This is a genomic window from Polynucleobacter sp. HIN8, assembly GCF_030297615.1.
Taxonomy (GTDB): Bacteria; Pseudomonadota; Gammaproteobacteria; order Burkholderiales; family Burkholderiaceae; genus Polynucleobacter.
The window spans coordinates 1,559,443-1,572,014 of record NZ_AP028139.1 but is presented as its reverse complement, the minus strand read 5'-3'; the positions used below and the strand labels follow the sequence as shown (position 1 = coordinate 1,572,014).

Sequence of the window (12,572 nt, the reverse complement as noted above, 5' to 3'; positions counted from 1 at the left end):
CCCCTAATGCGAAGTTTTTATGGGAGTTTAAGCGTGATGAGTCACTTCATGCGTTCTTGGTTGCTTACATTACTCGCGGTATTTAGTTTTTCAGCATTTGCAGGACCCAATGACCCACTATTTATTAGCCTAACTAGTGGGGAGCCTCATCGGGTCACGATGGCCCTCAATTTCGGTAAGCATCACAACGAAAATGGGCATCCCTTGAGTATTTTTCTAAGCGATCAAGGCGTCTTTGTTGGTGTTAAATCGGGTGCTGATAAGTACGCCGATCAACAAAAAATACTTCAAGAGATTATTGCCAAAGGGGGTACGGTCATTATGTGCCCCATGTGTTTAAAGCATTACGGATTAAGTCCAGGCGACCTATTGCCTGGTATCAAAATGGGCTCTCCTAAAGTAACCGGCGACGCACTCTTTAAAGATGGCACTAAAACAATGACATGGTAACGATTACAGAAAGGATCATTATGAATACCAAATTTCTACATGCAATCACCGCAAGCGCTCTAATTGGCTTTTCTGGCTGGTCTCTTGCCCATAACGATGCTAAGGGCTCCGACTATCGGATTGGGCAACTGAAGATCGAGAATCCCTATGCGCGAGCAACGGCCCCAGGTCAAAAAGCTGCGGGCGGGTTTATGAAGATTGAAAATAAAGGCGCCGCTGATCAATTGATTGCGGCAAGCTCCCCGGTGGCTGGCGAGATGCAGCTGCACACCATGGCGATGGACGGTAATGTCATGAAAATGCGTGAAGTCAAGGGGATTGACGTCCCGGCTAATGGCTCTGTCGAGCTAAAACCGGGCGGCTTGCACCTCATGTTTATGGATATTAAGGCGCCCTTAAAAGCAGGCGAAACCGTTCCGGTGAAGCTGAAATTTCAGAAATCGGGTGAGGTGGAAGTTAAATTACAAGTGAGGGATATCTCCGGCGGTCATGGGGGCTCGATGAAGCACTGATTTCCTTGACTAAGGGTTTTTCCCGTAATTACCGCTTTTGGTGGGCCCGATTGATTTTTTGACTTCTAATTGTGATAAATTTATAGCTTATGGCAGATCTTTAGAGGGCTGCCTAATACTAAATTTATAAGCAATTATTCACGCTATTTAAGGGTTTTTCATGGTCGATGCAAATCAATCGGGTTGTCTATTTGTTGGTGAAGGGGTCATTTTGAAGGGAAATTTTGCTGTGCCCGATATTGCCTCGGTTTCCGGTGTTGTGGAAGGCGATTTGTCTGCCAAACAAGTGATTGTTGAAGCTTCTGGTTTGATTCGTGGCAAAGTGGTCGCAGAATCGGTTGATATCCGAGGAGAAGTTGCCGAGCAGTTAACTGCCTCCCGATCGCTAATTATTCGCTCTAGCGGTAAAGTCGGCGGTTCTGTTCATTACGCTGAGATTGAGATCGAAAAGGGCGGAACCTTACACGGCGATCTGCACCTTATTTAACCTCCTATTTAGGTGATCTATGTTTTCAAAGAAATCCAATGACATTCCAGAGAATCCCTCTGATGAATCTCAAAATACGTATTCAGAGCCAGTAACCGAAGTAGCGGCTGAGCCGGATCAAAGCTATGGCTATGAAAACAATGTAAATCGTGCAAATCCGATTAAGCCTTCCATTATTAGCGAAGGCTTTGAGTTTGTTGGAACCATTACATCCGAAGGCGTTTTAAATATCTCTGGTGTGATCAAAGGTAAGGTAACGGCCAAATCCGTTTTGATTGATTCATCGGGCCTTGTAGAGGGCGAACTCTTCTCCGATCAGGTGATGGTGAAGGGTAAGGTTTTGGGTGATATTAATTGCCAAGAGCTCAATATTGGCCCTCTTGCCGAGGTTGATGGCTCTGTATCGTATGACTCGGTCCATATCCAACGTGGCGGTAAGATCAAGGGTCACTTCATTAAGAAGTAATTGCAATTATGTTTGGCAACAAATCCAAATCAATCAAAACCCTTGGCCAAACCATTGAGTCATTTCAGACCATGGTTGGCGAGGCTACTGAAATCCATGGGCGTCTGGTTGCCTCTGAGAGCTTGCGAATTGACGGTAAGGTCATTGGCAATGTGGAAACCTCGCAAGACGGAGTCGTCAGTATTGCGGTTGGAAAAAATGGCTTGGTACAAGGTGATATTTACGCCTATCGCGTCATTATTGCGGGGCGGGTCGAAGGCAATGTCTACTGTACGGAGCGCGTTGAACTTCACAATGGTTCAGTCGTGCATGGCGATGTAACCTACGGTCAGATTGGTATTGAGCCGGGCGCTCGCTTAAATGGCTTAATGATTTCAAGATCCAAGGACTTGGATACTCAGGATAGCAGCCAAGTATTTAAGAAAAACTGGGAAAAAATTACTTCTACCTAAGCCCTTTAGATGCAGCGGTAGAGTTTTCGTAGGTTTTCGATTTCGCCAAACTTCACATTAGCGGCATCAAATTCGCGGTCAAAGCTCTCGTTTTTGTGGGCATGGGCAAAGATGGCAAGTACGCGTTTCGCTTGCTCATGCCCCATCATTGCCGCCAAGGTTAGGTAATAGGCTGCTTTGGAATTGTCTTGAGGAATAAATTCACCCTTGCCGTAGAGTGAGCCAATCGTGAAAGCTGACTGACGACTACCCGACTCGGCACCCTTACTGAGTAATTCAAGACCCCTAAATATGTCGCGCGGAACCCCCTGATCAACACCTAAACCGAGCGCATAAATATTGCCTAAGTTGCAATAGGCATCATGAACTTCTTCTTTAATGGCTTTCTCGTAGTACTCGACCGCTACTTTGTAGTTTTGTTTCACTTTACCCAAACCGCGTTCGTGCATTAAACCCACGTTATAAAGGGCGTAGCCATTACCGTATGACGAATGGGAGTTTTGGAATTCATAAAAGAGTTCAATCTGCTCGGGACCTAATTGACCATCGAAAGTCATCCGAGTCAACATGTAAAGCGCATCTTCATCCAGATCATTTTTGGCAAGATCAAAGAAGATATCAAAGGCAATATCGACCTTGCCTTTATCAAGATTTAGTTTGCCTAATTCGAATGCGCCTGCGTTATATCCCATCCTAAAATTATATAGGGTTAATCCTAGGCGCGTTATTTAGTCGATGCGCAAAATGTTTCAATAATATGAAATCCAACGGAATCAACCGGCAGGTCAATCCACGGCGGATCGCTCTCTGTCAGGTCGATAAAACGGCCCTTGCCCATGGGCTCGATGAAGCCTTGACCATTGAGTTTTTGGGACTTCTTTTCCTGGCAATCAAACTGAATTAGCGTGATCGCCGAGCGATAGGGTTCGTCATTTGGTCCCATCCGTTGGGCAAGGTAGTCTTGCAAGATCCATACTTTTAGGAAGGGCCCAATTTTTTCAATGGATTTTTCTTGAATGTAAATCGTGCTGTTAGAAAGCTTGCCAAATACCTTCCACGACTCGCTATTTGATTGCGCAAGTGCCGCCATTGAAAGGGCCATCAGAAGGACAAGAAGTAATCTGTTAATCACCGGCAGCGAGGAAGAGAAAAATTTCATAAAGACTGCGCCTAAGAGCACCATGAGACATTTTGGAACCAGAATTTGAGTCGGCGTTGTACACGAGCGGTATGAATTCCATTTCGCGTGCTTTCAAATTCAATGCGATTGCGAGGAGTGGGATCCAAAAGTTGACAGCCAATGCGTATCCGTGAAGATTCTTGGCTCAGACGTGTGTTACGAATAACAAGATCAAATGGCTCGGAGCGATTTTTGAGGCGCTCAAATGAGCAGCCTGTCCAAATTGTGCCAATTGACATATCAGTGGCATCAGCACGCAAATCCAACTGGAGGCCATCCTCCGACATATCAACAATTTGCGCAATCATTTCCTTGCCCTGGGCAAAGTAAATCAGTAATTTGAAATCCCGATCAAAATTACCGGGCCCCGGTGTTCTAAAGTTTTTGCGTCGTTGAACAATTGCAATTTTTTGGGGAAGATCGCTGGTGTAGGACGAATCGGTCGCGAGGCGGATGTTGTTCAGACTGAATTGCACTTTACCGCTATCCACATAAGTTACTAAGATGCGGGTGCCGATGATGGCGGGATGGGATCCGTCTGCCAAAGGCATCACCTTAAAGCGTAATCCAGAGGGCTCAACGCCTAGAACATTGATGCTAATTCCTTCCCGATCCGATGCATTTTTGAACAATCCACAGATTCGGTCTTCTTCAAAAATGCGCTCTAGATTTTTATAGGTAAACCGAGGGTCTACCCAGTAATTAGGGGCAATCTCTCCAGGTTCGGGGGGGTAAATGCGAGCGCTCAAAGGTGGCAAAAAATCTTATTTTGCCTGATAAATCATTTGTATACTAAGTTTCAGAACATTAATTGAATTCATCTTTATCAATATTCATCATGAATCATTTTCTTCCCGACGATCGATTGCGGCGATTTTTGATGCTTTTATTTATTGTGCTTGCCGTCATCGAACTTTCGCGAGCATCATTTATTTGGGGAGCGATTGATATCATTTTTGCAGCAAGTTTCTCCCCACGCGTTCAGGCATGGGCTCAAACTCAGTGGGCGCGGATTTTCAAAAGGTAATGATGCAAATTGAATTGCACCATTTATGAAAAAAGACTACGAAATCCTCATAGCAACCCAAGTGCGAGGTAAATGGTGGCGAGTTGATTATGTCAATAAAGAAGGCAGAATGGAGTTTGAAACCGTTGAGGCGCTCGATGCTCAAGAGGCTATTAGCATTACTGGCAATATTTTGTATCGACGTTATCGTACTAGCGATAAAAAATCACATAATAAAAATAAATAAAATCAAGTACTTATAAAATTACCAGGCTATTGGATACTTTTATTTGTCGTAATTTTGACCTAGAATCAATGTGTTCATCATGATTGATATTGCATATGGCTGACACCCCGATAAATTCCGTATTAGCCCCCTACGTTGGCAGCTCCAACTTGCGAAGCGGCGCGACCTTGGCTGAGCTTAAACTGGGCCTTCCAGAGACCCAGGGCGATTATCGCTATGTTCCCAAATCCAATGCCATTGAGGGTACTGAAAAAGCCAGTGGCGTCATTGTTGACATCAACCCTTTATCAACTTCTTTGCAAACCAGTGTGGTTTATCCCAATGATCCTCGTTTGAAGATCTACAAACAGATCGAGAACTCATAAAGGGGTATGGATCGTGAGACAACCACAGCGCAATGATATGTATGTAAATGGTGAGGGGATGAAGGTGGTTGTTAATAATGTTCTGGCACCCAATCCGGCCGGCGTACAAATTTTGGAGTACAAATTTATTGGCTCACCCGAACTCCACTTTATTCCCGTTGACGAATTTACAGGTCAGTTTGAGTTTGTAGAAACTTTTTCATCATTTGATATCTACATCGAAGAGCGCAACAAAATACTGCAATTAAAAGAAGAGGAAGAGGAGCGAGCCGCATTGGCTCGTAAGAAGGCCAAGGAAGAGGCAGCCAGTGCAATTAAGCGCTGAGTTTGTGCGCATCGGTATTGGTATCTAGTCAGTTATGGAAAATTCAGATTTTTATGAGGCCGAGCGCTACCTCAAGTTAGGCCTTTATCCACAAGCCTTTGAGGCGTTTATGGCATTGGAATCCGGCAGTTACGAATGCACATACCTGATGCCATGCAAGATGGCCCTCAATAATCAATTAACTCCTCAGCAGCTCGAGCTTTTGTTTCATGATCTCGAGCGGGAACTCAAGAATAAGAATCCAAGGGCCATCTATAACTATGGATTGGTGTTAGACCACACGGGCAATCATGCAAAAGCGATTGAGTTATTGCAAATTGCGATGGATCTCGATATTCCAGAAGCCAGAGCGGCACTGAGCCGTATTCTGATTAAAGGGTCTTAAGAAACCCTTACTTTGTATTAAGGTTGTTGGATTTGCTTTTGACCGGAGCAGGTGTAGCGATATCGGCAAATTGATCTTTAATGACCGTCAGCTCTTCAATTTTTTGATTGACCTGTGCAATATTGGCTTCCAGTTTTTGCACCTGTTCTTTGTAACTGGCCTCAATCAACTCTTTTTGTTGAATCGATATCGCTCCACCCATTGCCCGAGTGAGCTCGGGGTTCACATGAAAGGCAATCCGGTAGCCTAAAAAATGAACACCAAATCCAGTCAGGAACAAAAAAATACAGATAATCACGGTAAGCTTGATGAGACCCTTACCAGTGATACTGATTTTCTTGACTTGGGAGGTTGAGCCTCCGATCCAAATAAGTTGCATGCCTTATTTTAAATCCAGATCCGTGACAGCCCCAAGACTGGCGCTACTCGCTAGACGAGCGTACTTTGCCAGCAAACCCCGTGTATAACGCGATTTTGGTTGTTTCCAGGCAGCTCGACGCTTGGCGATCTCCTCCTCGGGGACATTGAGCTGAATCAATAGTTGATTGGCATCGATGGTTACGGAGTCGCCTTCTTGAATCAGGGCGATGGTTCCCCCAACAAAAGCCTCGGGAGCTACATGTCCTACCACCATCCCCCAGGTGCCTCCAGAAAACCGTCCGTCGGTAATCAGGCCAACACTTTCTCCAAGCCCCTGGCCAACTAAAGCAGAAGTAGGCGCTAACATTTCGCGCATTCCAGGGCCACCTTTGGGCCCTTCATAACGAATAATCACCACATCTCCGGCCTTAATCTTCTGGGCAAGGATCGCTGCCATGGCATCGTCTTCTGAGTCAAACACCCGGGCAGGACCGGTGATGGACGGATTTTTGAGACCAGTAATTTTTGCAACACAGCCCTCAGGGGATATATTGCCCTTCAGAATTGCCAAGTGCCCATGAGGATAGATTGGGTTATCCAGTGAGCGAATTACCCGTTGATCGCTTCTTGGTTTTGCTGGGACATCTTTTAATACCTCGGCAACAGTTTCTCCAGTAATGGTTAAACAATCGCCGTGGAGCAAGCCACCATCAAGCAAAATTTTCATGATTTGTGGAATTCCGCCGGCTTGGTGCAAATCGGTTGCCAGGAAAGTTCCGGAGGGTTTCATATCGGCGATGACCGGAACTCTTTTGCGGATCCGCTCAAAGTCATCAATCGTCCAATCAATCTCAGCGGCACTGGCGATCGCTAAAAAATGTAAGACCGCATTGGTTGATCCACCAACAGCCATGATGACGCTTACTGCATTCTCAATCGATTTTTTGGTGATGACATCACGAGGACGAATATTTTTCTTAATTGCCTCAACTAAAACGCGGGCGGATTGGGCGGCACTCTCGACCTTCTCTTGATCTTCGTTTGCCATGGTTGAGGAGTAAGGCAGGCTCATGCCGAGCGCCTCAAAGGACGAGCTCATCGTATTTGCGGTGTACATACCGCCACATGATCCACTGCCTGGGCAGGCATGCTGTTCAACGCCCTTGAGATCCTCCTCGCTCAAGCGACCGGCGGTAAATTCCCCAACCGCCTCAAAGGCCGATACGATGTTCAATTCTTTACCTTTGTAATGGCCTGGCTTGATGGTTCCACCATAAACATAAATGCCAGGGACATTGGTTCGAGCTAGTGCCATCATCCCGCCAGGCATGTTTTTATCGCAACCCCCAATAACCACTACACCGTCTTGCCAAAGACCATTGACGCAAACCTCGATGCTGTCAGCAATGACCTCCCGTGAAACCAATGAGTACTTCATGCCTTCGGTCCCCATGCCAATACCATCGGAAATGGTTGGAGTCCCAAATACTTGGGCCTTGGCGCCGGATGACTCAAGGGCGGCAATTGCAGCATCGGCTAGTTTTTGTAAGCCGCTATTGCAGGGCGTCACTGTGGAATGACCGTTGGCAACCCCCACCATCGGTTTGCCAAAATCCGATTCTTTGTAACCCATTGCGTAATACATGGAGCGATTGGGAGCCCTTGCAACCCCCTCGGTCACCTTGCGAGAGCGTTCATTTAAGCGTTTTTCGGTCTTGATATTTGACATGGGTTTGGTCATCCAAAAATTAAATCATTAACGAGTTCGTCAGTGTATTCCTACACCGAATCACTAAATAGCCATCATTTCAAAGCTATCTTTACCAGCGCCGCAATCTGGGCATGCCCAATCACTTGGTACCGCGTCCCAGGGCGTTCCGGGGGCTATTCCATCCTCAGGGCGCCCAGCCGACTCGTCATAAATAAAGCCACAGACAATGCATAAATAGGTTCTCATGGGGTTTGTACTTTGAATTAAAAGAATTATTTTAGTGATATTGACCTAAATTAGCCATAAAGCGAATAGCCTAACGGGATCGGGGTCGGTAAATTCCAAAAATGCCAACTAGGGGAAAGCAATGAGCACATTGAACGGAACCATCTACTTAATTGATGATGATGATGCCATTCGCCGTTCCTTATCCCGCATGTTGGCGGATGTTGGCTACGATGTATTTGATTACAACAGTGCGACATCTTTTTTAAGCAATAGCCGTGTTGTTTCCCCCGCAGTTATTTTGCTTGATATGCAAATGCCCGATCTCTCAGGCTTGGAGTTATTGGATTGCCTCGAAAAAAATGGCAGTACAACGCCGATTATTTTTCTGAGTGGACAAAGTCACCCCCAACAAATTGTTAAAGGGTTGAAAAAAGGCGCATTGGATTTTCTATTTAAGCCATTTAATTTAGAAGAATTATTAAATGCGATTCAAACGGCACTTGAATATGATAGGAAGCAGTTCAAGCGAATCCTAAAAACGAGCGAAATTAAGCAAAACTTTTTGTTATTGACGCCTCGCGAAAAGGAGGTTTTTTTTCTATTGGTGAGTGGCTTAATGAATAAAGAAATCGCTCAGCAGCTAGGAACAACCGATGCAACAATTAAGGTGCATAAGGCTCGGGTTATGGAAAAAATGCGCGCCGCGTCGGTCCAGGACTTAGTCCGTTTTCACCTTGAAATGAATTAGCCCCGAGGTAAATAGACTTTTGTTGATGTTTGGGCTATATTGCGCTGATAAATAATGACTAAGATCGTTATAAATATTAATAATAAATCGATGAGACTGAATGCCAAACCATAATCCTCTGCCCGAAATTCGGGGTGAAGTCATTAAAAAGACTCGAGAGTCAAAAGGCATTTCTATTCACGAAATATCGAAGGATCTTTGTTTTTCGGTCAAACAAATCGAACAGATTGAAAGTGGTGAGCGCAGTCATTTTTATTCCTTAGCGATTAAAGTGGCTGCAGCTAAAAAAGTCGCTGATTATTTAGATTTAAGTTATGACGATGTTTTTGACTTTGGTCCCGATTTGGTTCAAGAGAGTCAACAGGCAGAAAAAAATGCTGAGGTGGAGCAGAGCGAAGTCCCCGAAGAAAAATCAAGCGAGCCACCAGTAACAAAACCAATCGTTGAAAAGATTCCTGAAACCATAGAGCGTTTTGATTTGAGTGACGATGAACCAAAACCGAAAACTTCAAATACGAAGTATGTATTTTTTGCGCTCTTTGCAGCAATCGCCGCTACTTTTTTAATGATCGATTTTCCTGCGAAAGAGAAAGTTGTTGAGCCACCGCTTGCTAAGATGCCTACCGAGTCGCTTGACACTGCTCCGAAGAAAGAAGAGCCAGTGCCCGCTGCAACAACCAATCCAGCACCCGTTGCCACGACGACCCCGGCAGTAACCACTGCGACCAATGAAAACTGCCCAGCGCCCGACGCCAATCAAACCACGTATCGCTCCCCAAGTCCCACGAAGGCTGGAAACATGGTTTATATCTCCAGCCGTATTAAGCAAGTGGTATGCGTCAAAGATGGAACGGGCAAATTAGAAAAACGTGCCTTGGATGTCAATGGCTCACACTCGTTTTTTGGTAAAGCCCCATTTGTATTAATGACCACCAATCTTTCTCAGGCGGATATCTTTTTTCAGGGCTATCGCGTTCGGATTGACGATCCAAATGCAAGCAGTGTCATTCTTGAGGAAGTTCCGTATTAATCAGCCCTAGACTGCAGCGTCATCGATTTCGCCAGTACGAATTCGAATCGCTTGTTCTACGGAGCTCACAAAAATTTTCCCATCACCAATTTTTCCAGTGCGTGCGGCTTTGATGATGGCCTCAGTCACGGTTTCAACCAGATTATCGGAAACCACCACTTCTACTTTCACTTTGGGCAAAAAATCAACCACGTACTCAGCGCCTCGGTAGAGTTCGGTGTGACCCTTTTGACGACCAAAGCCTTTCACCTCGGTAACGGTAAGGCCAGTTACACCAACCTCAGCTAGTGCTTCGCGCACTTCATCAAGTTTGAAGGGTTTAATAATTGAAGTAATTAGTTTCATAGTGTCTCCTTTAGCTCAATCATACTCAAGGACGGTGACTTCCTCATTTCCCCATGATTTTTAGGACTAGAGCTTGGCCCCTGAAGTAATGGGGTAGCGCCAATCTCGACCAAAGGCGCGAGCGGTAATGCGAACCCCAGGCGGTGCCTGACGGCGTTTGTATTCATTTATCTGAATGAGACGTGTAATTTTTTGCACCGCCGCAGAATCAAAGCCGGCTGCAACGATTTCCGAACTGGATTGATTCTGTTCCATATAGCGAGCCAAGATGGCATCTAAAACTTCATAGGGAGGCAGGCTATCTTGATCGGTTTGATTGGGGCGCAATTCTGCCGATGGTGCCCGAGTCAAAATCCGCTCGGGGATCACTGGTTTTATTTGATTGCGATAGCGACAGAGTTGATAGACCAAGGTCTTGGCAATATCTTTAATCACGGCAAAGCCCCCGGCCATATCCCCATAGAGGGTGCAATACCCAACGGCCATTTCACTCTTATTGCCCGTGGTGAGGACTAAGCGCCCCGTCTTATTTGAGAGTGCCATCAAGATCGTGCCACGCGCCCGAGCCTGAATATTCTCCTCGGTCGTATCGCTTGGTAAATCAGCAAATTGTTTTTGCAGGGCATCTTCAAAAGCACCGACGGGACCTTGAATCGAAATCTCATCGTATTGCACACCCAAATTGGATGCGAGTTCGCGCGCATCAAGCCAAGAAATTTCTGCGGTATAGGGCGAGGGCATCATCACCGCACGGACCTGATCAGATCCGAGTGCATCAACTGCAATCGCCAATACCAAAGCGGAGTCGACCCCACCCGAAAGCCCAAGGATAACTCCTGGAAAGCGATTTTTGTGCACATAATCACGCGTTCCCATGACCAGTGCTTTATAGACTTGTGCCTCGAGCGTTAATGCAGGGGCGATTACTCCTCGCTGCGGTTCGCAAGCTTCAATTCGAAGAAATCCGACCTCTTCCTCGAACTGTGGCATTGCAAAAACGAGCTCCCCTTGGGAGTTGACTGCGCATGATCCACCATCAAAGACGAGTTCATCTTGCCCGCCCACCATATTGAGATAAAAAATCGGTAAACCACAGGCTTGACTCTGCTGCTTGAGAAGCTCATAGCGTGTGTGTTCTTTTTGGAGGTGGTAGGGCGATGCATTTAACACCACAATCATTTGTGCACCAGCTTGTTGAGCTTTGAGCACAGGTTCTGGATGCCAAACATCCTCGCATAACAAAACGCCCAGTTTCAAACCATGGTGATCAAAAACGCAGGCATTCTCCCCCGCAACAAAGTAGCGTTTCTCATCAAAAACTTCGTGATTGGGTAATTCGTTTTTGAAGTAGGTTGCAATGACCTTGCCATTCTCAATGACCGACGCTGCATTACGTAACCCACTATTGGATACAGCAGGGTGACCCACAATCACGGTTAAGCCTTGTAACGCTCCTAGTTCGGTACACAGGGATTGGAGAACGGTTTGTGTCTCTTTGATAAACCCAGGACGCAGTAAAAGATCCTCTGGAGGGTAGCCAGTTAGGGAGAGCTCCGGAGTTAGGAGGAGGCTCGCCCCATGATCATGGGCTTTTTGAGCCGCCTCAAAGATAGCCCGCGCATTACCAATGCAATCACCCAACAGAGGATTGAGTTGCGCTAGAGCAATCTGCATGGGGGAATGAGCACGCTGACTCATAACCAACGCCATGCACGATTCATGCTTATGCCTTCTCTTTCTGATAGCGGGTCATGCCATCGGTAATCTCTTTGTGGGCATCCGCAATGGAACCCCACCCTTTGACTTTGACCCATTTGCCCTTTTCTAAATCTTTGTAATGCTCAAAAAAATGCTGAATCTGATTTAAACGCATTTGGTTGATATCCTCTGAGCTCTCCCAATGGCTATAGATCGATAAAATACGATCTTCTGGAACCGCTAGCAGTTTGGCATCATCACCAGCCTCGTCGTTCATTTGCAAAACGCCAAGCGCACGGCAACTGACCACCACTCCAGGGATTAAAGGAAAAGGTGTAATTACCAAGACGTCAACCGGATCGCCGTCCCCCGCAATGGTCTTGGGGATGTAGCCGTAGTTACAGGGGTAGTGCATGGCAGTACCCATAAAGCGATCTACAAAAATTGCCCCAGTTTCCTTATCGACCTCGTACTTGATGGGGTCGGCATTCATGGGGATTTCAATAATGACGTTAAAGTTCTCAGGAACCCTCTTTCCTGGGGTGACGTTATCAAGACTCATAAATGCTCCAAATTA

At 46.0% G+C, this 12,572-nt stretch carries 21 protein-coding genes; 12 read left to right on the top strand and 9 right to left on the bottom strand.

Going from position 1 to position 12,572, the window contains the following annotated elements:
* The first annotated feature begins 36 nt into the window (after nucleotides 1–36).
* The 5 genes from QUE65_RS08230 to QUE65_RS08210 all read left to right on the top strand — a co-directional run bounded on the left by QUE65_RS08230 (nucleotide 37) and on the right by QUE65_RS08210 (nucleotide 2,367).
* Complete coding sequence (locus tag QUE65_RS08230) at nucleotides 37–450, top strand: DsrE family protein (RefSeq protein ID WP_286280587.1); 414 nt, start codon at nucleotides 37–39, stop codon at nucleotides 448–450.
* 20 nt (nucleotides 451–470) lie between these two features.
* A complete protein-coding gene (locus tag QUE65_RS08225; protein ID WP_286280585.1) occupies nucleotides 471–962 on the top strand; it encodes a copper chaperone PCu(A)C in 492 nt (163 codons plus the stop codon).
* Between the two features lie 160 nt (nucleotides 963–1,122).
* Entirely contained in the window at nucleotides 1,123–1,449 is a 327-nt protein-coding gene (locus QUE65_RS08220; RefSeq protein WP_286280583.1) for a bactofilin family protein, read from the top strand.
* 19 nt (nucleotides 1,450–1,468) lie between these two features.
* Nucleotides 1,469–1,915 carry a bactofilin family protein gene (locus QUE65_RS08215; RefSeq protein WP_215369787.1) on the top strand — a complete coding sequence of 149 codons (447 nt, stop codon included), beginning with the start codon at nucleotides 1,469–1,471 and terminating at the stop codon, nucleotides 1,913–1,915.
* Between the two features lie 8 nt (nucleotides 1,916–1,923).
* Entirely contained in the window at nucleotides 1,924–2,367 is a 444-nt protein-coding gene (locus tag QUE65_RS08210; protein ID WP_215369785.1) for a bactofilin family protein, read from the top strand.
* A 5-nt stretch (nucleotides 2,368–2,372) separates the two neighbouring features.
* On the opposite strand, the gene QUE65_RS08205 is transcribed toward QUE65_RS08210, so the two are convergent.
* Genes QUE65_RS08205 through QUE65_RS08195 form a run of 3 tightly spaced genes read right to left on the bottom strand, consistent with a single transcriptional unit; the run spans nucleotide 2,373 to nucleotide 4,296 of the window.
* Nucleotides 2,373–3,059 (bottom strand): tetratricopeptide repeat protein, encoded by a 687-nt coding sequence (locus tag QUE65_RS08205; protein WP_286280582.1) that lies wholly within the window; start codon nucleotides 3,057–3,059, stop codon nucleotides 2,373–2,375.
* 32 nt (nucleotides 3,060–3,091) lie between these two features.
* Nucleotides 3,092–3,526, bottom strand: coding sequence for a surface-adhesin E family protein (locus QUE65_RS08200; protein WP_286280581.1), 435 nt, complete (start codon nucleotides 3,524–3,526; stop codon nucleotides 3,092–3,094).
* An 11-nt stretch (nucleotides 3,527–3,537) separates the two neighbouring features.
* Nucleotides 3,538–4,296 (bottom strand): PilZ domain-containing protein, encoded by a 759-nt coding sequence (locus tag QUE65_RS08195; protein ID WP_286280580.1) that lies wholly within the window; start codon nucleotides 4,294–4,296, stop codon nucleotides 3,538–3,540.
* 89 nt (nucleotides 4,297–4,385) lie between these two features.
* Here QUE65_RS08195 and QUE65_RS08190 point away from each other — a divergent pair, with 89 nt between their 5' ends.
* The 5 genes from QUE65_RS08190 (at nucleotide 4,386) to QUE65_RS08170 (ending at nucleotide 5,875) form a co-directional block, all read left to right on the top strand.
* A complete protein-coding gene (locus QUE65_RS08190; protein ID WP_286280578.1) occupies nucleotides 4,386–4,574 on the top strand; it encodes a hypothetical protein in 189 nt (62 codons plus the stop codon).
* A gap of 25 nt (nucleotides 4,575–4,599) precedes the next feature.
* The gene (locus QUE65_RS08185; protein ID WP_286280577.1) at nucleotides 4,600–4,800 is read left to right on the top strand and encodes a hypothetical protein; all 201 of its coding nucleotides are present in this window, start codon (nucleotides 4,600–4,602) and stop codon (nucleotides 4,798–4,800) included.
* 95 nt (nucleotides 4,801–4,895) lie between these two features.
* A complete protein-coding gene (locus tag QUE65_RS08180; protein WP_215369774.1) occupies nucleotides 4,896–5,165 on the top strand; it encodes a hypothetical protein in 270 nt (89 codons plus the stop codon).
* Nucleotides 5,166–5,178: 13 nt separating this feature from the next.
* Nucleotides 5,179–5,490: a hypothetical protein gene (locus QUE65_RS08175; RefSeq protein ID WP_286280575.1), complete on the top strand. Its 312-nt coding sequence runs from the start codon at nucleotides 5,179–5,181 to the stop codon at nucleotides 5,488–5,490.
* Between the two features lie 34 nt (nucleotides 5,491–5,524).
* Nucleotides 5,525–5,875 (top strand): hypothetical protein, encoded by a 351-nt coding sequence (locus QUE65_RS08170; protein WP_286280574.1) that lies wholly within the window; start codon nucleotides 5,525–5,527, stop codon nucleotides 5,873–5,875.
* Nucleotides 5,876–5,882: 7 nt separating this feature from the next.
* On the opposite strand, the gene QUE65_RS08165 is transcribed toward QUE65_RS08170, so the two are convergent.
* From QUE65_RS08165 to QUE65_RS08155, 3 genes are all read right to left on the bottom strand, one after another.
* Nucleotides 5,883–6,254: a hypothetical protein gene (locus tag QUE65_RS08165; protein WP_286280573.1), complete on the bottom strand. Its 372-nt coding sequence runs from the start codon at nucleotides 6,252–6,254 to the stop codon at nucleotides 5,883–5,885.
* A 3-nt stretch (nucleotides 6,255–6,257) separates the two neighbouring features.
* Nucleotides 6,258–7,964, bottom strand: a complete 1,707-nt coding sequence (gene ilvD / locus QUE65_RS08160) for a dihydroxy-acid dehydratase (RefSeq protein ID WP_286282497.1) — start codon at nucleotides 7,962–7,964, stop codon at nucleotides 6,258–6,260.
* Between the two features lie 63 nt (nucleotides 7,965–8,027).
* Nucleotides 8,028–8,192, bottom strand: a complete 165-nt coding sequence (locus QUE65_RS08155; RefSeq protein WP_215369767.1) for a rubredoxin — start codon at nucleotides 8,190–8,192, stop codon at nucleotides 8,028–8,030.
* 121 nt (nucleotides 8,193–8,313) lie between these two features.
* Between QUE65_RS08155 and QUE65_RS08150 the strand changes: the two genes are divergently transcribed.
* Nucleotides 8,314–8,922 (top strand): response regulator transcription factor, encoded by a 609-nt coding sequence (locus tag QUE65_RS08150; RefSeq protein WP_286280571.1) that lies wholly within the window; start codon nucleotides 8,314–8,316, stop codon nucleotides 8,920–8,922.
* A 100-nt stretch (nucleotides 8,923–9,022) separates the two neighbouring features.
* Complete coding sequence (locus QUE65_RS08145) at nucleotides 9,023–9,952, top strand: helix-turn-helix domain-containing protein (RefSeq protein WP_286280570.1); 930 nt, start codon at nucleotides 9,023–9,025, stop codon at nucleotides 9,950–9,952.
* Between the two features lie 6 nt (nucleotides 9,953–9,958).
* On the opposite strand, the gene QUE65_RS08140 is transcribed toward QUE65_RS08145, so the two are convergent.
* The 3 genes from QUE65_RS08140 to ppa form a co-directional block, all read right to left on the bottom strand.
* Nucleotides 9,959–10,297, bottom strand: coding sequence for a P-II family nitrogen regulator (locus QUE65_RS08140; protein ID WP_215369761.1), 339 nt, complete (start codon nucleotides 10,295–10,297; stop codon nucleotides 9,959–9,961).
* Nucleotides 10,298–10,363: 66 nt separating this feature from the next.
* A complete protein-coding gene (locus QUE65_RS08135) occupies nucleotides 10,364–11,995 on the bottom strand; it encodes an NAD+ synthase (protein WP_286280569.1) in 1,632 nt (543 codons plus the stop codon).
* A gap of 25 nt (nucleotides 11,996–12,020) precedes the next feature.
* The gene (ppa, locus tag QUE65_RS08130; RefSeq protein WP_286280567.1) at nucleotides 12,021–12,557 is read right to left on the bottom strand and encodes an inorganic diphosphatase; all 537 of its coding nucleotides are present in this window, start codon (nucleotides 12,555–12,557) and stop codon (nucleotides 12,021–12,023) included.
* Between the last annotated feature and the right edge of the window lie 15 nt (nucleotides 12,558–12,572).

Bases quoted from the DNA above. Each gene is read 5' to 3' on its own strand.
- QUE65_RS08230 (WP_286280587.1), top strand. From the start codon at position 37: ATGAGTCACTTCATGCGTTCTTGGTTGCTTACATTACTCGCGGTATTT.
- QUE65_RS08225 (WP_286280585.1), top strand. From the start codon at position 471: ATGAATACCAAATTTCTACATGCAATCACCGCAAGCGCTCTAATTGGC.
- QUE65_RS08220 (WP_286280583.1), top strand. From the start codon at position 1,123: ATGGTCGATGCAAATCAATCGGGTTGTCTATTTGTTGGTGAAGGGGTC.
- QUE65_RS08215 (WP_215369787.1), top strand. From the start codon at position 1,469: ATGTTTTCAAAGAAATCCAATGACATTCCAGAGAATCCCTCTGATGAA.
- QUE65_RS08210 (WP_215369785.1), top strand. From the start codon at position 1,924: ATGTTTGGCAACAAATCCAAATCAATCAAAACCCTTGGCCAAACCATT.
- QUE65_RS08205 (WP_286280582.1), bottom strand. From the start codon at position 3,059: ATGGGATATAACGCAGGCGCATTCGAATTAGGCAAACTAAATCTTGAT.
- QUE65_RS08200 (WP_286280581.1), bottom strand. From the start codon at position 3,526: ATGAAATTTTTCTCTTCCTCGCTGCCGGTGATTAACAGATTACTTCTT.
- QUE65_RS08190 (WP_286280578.1), top strand. From the start codon at position 4,386: ATGAATCATTTTCTTCCCGACGATCGATTGCGGCGATTTTTGATGCTT.
- QUE65_RS08185 (WP_286280577.1), top strand. From the start codon at position 4,600: ATGAAAAAAGACTACGAAATCCTCATAGCAACCCAAGTGCGAGGTAAA.
- QUE65_RS08180 (WP_215369774.1), top strand. From the start codon at position 4,896: ATGGCTGACACCCCGATAAATTCCGTATTAGCCCCCTACGTTGGCAGC.
- QUE65_RS08170 (WP_286280574.1), top strand. From the start codon at position 5,525: ATGGAAAATTCAGATTTTTATGAGGCCGAGCGCTACCTCAAGTTAGGC.
- QUE65_RS08165 (WP_286280573.1), bottom strand. From the start codon at position 6,254: ATGCAACTTATTTGGATCGGAGGCTCAACCTCCCAAGTCAAGAAAATC.
- ilvD (WP_286282497.1), bottom strand. From the start codon at position 7,964: ATGTCAAATATCAAGACCGAAAAACGCTTAAATGAACGCTCTCGCAAG.
- QUE65_RS08155 (WP_215369767.1), bottom strand. From the start codon at position 8,192: ATGAGAACCTATTTATGCATTGTCTGTGGCTTTATTTATGACGAGTCG.
- QUE65_RS08150 (WP_286280571.1), top strand. From the start codon at position 8,314: ATGAGCACATTGAACGGAACCATCTACTTAATTGATGATGATGATGCC.
- QUE65_RS08145 (WP_286280570.1), top strand. From the start codon at position 9,023: ATGCCAAACCATAATCCTCTGCCCGAAATTCGGGGTGAAGTCATTAAA.
- QUE65_RS08140 (WP_215369761.1), bottom strand. From the start codon at position 10,297: ATGAAACTAATTACTTCAATTATTAAACCCTTCAAACTTGATGAAGTG.
- QUE65_RS08135 (WP_286280569.1), bottom strand. From the start codon at position 11,995: ATGAGTCAGCGTGCTCATTCCCCCATGCAGATTGCTCTAGCGCAACTC.
- ppa (WP_286280567.1), bottom strand. From the start codon at position 12,557: ATGAGTCTTGATAACGTCACCCCAGGAAAGAGGGTTCCTGAGAACTTT.